Origin of the sequence: Kluyvera sp. EC_51 (assembly GCF_019584505.1) — a bacterium.
GTDB classification, from domain to species: Bacteria; Pseudomonadota; Gammaproteobacteria; order Enterobacterales; family Enterobacteriaceae; genus Kluyvera; species Kluyvera sichuanensis.
Genome location: NZ_VDAG01000062.1, coordinates 1 through 1,705 on the forward strand (window position 1 = coordinate 1; position 1,705 = coordinate 1,705).

A 1,705-nucleotide genomic window follows, 5' to 3' on the forward strand; every position below is an offset into this window, starting at 1 on the left:
CTGGGATTTAAATCCATGAAGACGGCTTACGCCACCATCAAAGGTATTGAGGTGATGCGTGCACTACGCAAAGGCCAGGCCTCAGCATTTTATTATGGTGATCCCCTGGGCGAAAAGCGCCTGGTAAGCAGAGTTTTTGAAATGTAAGGCCTTTGAATAAGACAAAAGGCTGCCTCATCGCTAACTTTGCAACAGTGCCATAGAAAGGTTACATTTCTAAAAATTATAACGCTGACCTGGGGACCGGGAATATGTATTCATTTATCGCACGCCAGCCTATTTTTGACACAAAAATGCAGACCGTCTCTTATGAGCTGCTTTTCAGGGACGGAATGAACAATGCCTTTCCCGATGTTTCACCAGAATACGCCACGTCCAGAATGATTTCTGACCAGTTTTTATGCATCCCTGTTCCCCGTATAGCCAACAATCACAGTTCTTTTATTAATGTGCCGCACCAGATGATCATTAACGGACTGGGCGATACGCTGCCGAATGAAAAAGTGGTCATCGAAATTCTGGAAAATGCAGTCCCGGATGATGCGCTTTTCTGTGCCGTAAAGGATATGCACGACAGGGGTTACCAGCTTGCGCTCGATGATTTCACGATGGATGATGAATGGGACCGCTTTATGCAGTATATTTCTGTCATCAAATTTGATGTCAGAGACAATGACTATGAAGATATCCGGCAATATATCCACAGAAAAAGTCAGCTTCTGCAGGGCATAAAATTCCTTGCTGAAAAAGTGGAAACAAGGGACGAGTTTGAGCTTTACAGCCGGGCGGGTTTCGCGCTTTTCCAGGGATTTTTCTTCAGTCGCCCGGAAATCCTCAGAAATAAATGCCTTTCCCAGAACCCCCTGCCACTCTCCAGGCTGATGATGGAGGTGAACAGGGAAAACCCGGACTTTGCCGCGGTCGAACGTCTGCTTAAAACCGATCTGACGCTGTCATATAAAATCATGCGCTACGTCAGAAACATGCTGTTTAACTCACATGGCATAATTCAGGCGGACAATCTTACCCTGAAAGAAATGCTGATGTATCTGGGGGGCAATGAACTCCGGCGGTTTGTTGCGGTGGCCGCCCTTTCAAATATGGGGCGTTCCGGCATCAGTGAACTTTATCATCTGAGCATGGTTCGCGGAAAATTCTGCGAATTAATTGCCGGAAAAATAAATAATGTTTCATTATCCTATAACGCATTTATATGCGGTCTGTTTTCATTGCTGGATGTCATTCTTGAACTCCCCATGGACGATTTAATTAAACAGATTTCAATCCCGCAAAACGTAACTGCCGCGCTTTGTGAACATAAAGGTGAACTTTTTGACATACTGACCCTGTCGTTATGTTATGAGAAACTTAACTGGGAGGAAACCGCGAAAATATGTAATACCCTCAATATCAGCGAGTTCACTGTTATAGAAACCATGCAGGCCGCAACAAAATGGGCGGACGAGCTCGCCGTCTGTTAAGGATATTTATCACAAGACAAATCAGTCATACACATCATTTTTTTAATTAAAGAAATACCGGTGAACGCCGTTATATCCGCTTATCCAGACACAACGAGACACTATTATCGGTAATGACTCCAACTTATTGATAGTGTTTTATGTTCAGATAATGCCCGATGACTTTGTCATGCAGCTCCACCGATTTTGAGAACGACAGCGACTTCCGTCCCAGCCGTGCCAGG

The 1,705-nt window shown here is 44.7% G+C and carries 2 protein-coding genes and 1 pseudogene; 2 read left to right on the forward strand and 1 reads right to left on the reverse strand.

All coding sequences use genetic code 11. The features are described 5' to 3' along the window. Both FHC49_RS12220 and FHC49_RS12225 read left to right on the forward strand, forming a co-directional pair. Nucleotides 1–147, forward strand: a pseudogene (locus tag FHC49_RS12220) (IS6 family transposase); the annotation flags it as partial. Between the two features lie 104 nt (nucleotides 148–251). Further along, complete coding sequence (locus FHC49_RS12225; protein WP_220439899.1) at nucleotides 252–1,481, forward strand: EAL and HDOD domain-containing protein; 1,230 nt, start codon at nucleotides 252–254, stop codon at nucleotides 1,479–1,481. 124 nt (nucleotides 1,482–1,605) lie between these two features. Here FHC49_RS12225 and FHC49_RS12230 read toward each other — a convergent pair. Continuing rightward, nucleotides 1,606–1,705, reverse strand: a 100-nt coding sequence (locus tag FHC49_RS12230) for an IS1 family transposase (RefSeq protein ID WP_000641146.1), incomplete at its 5' end; no start/stop codon positions are given.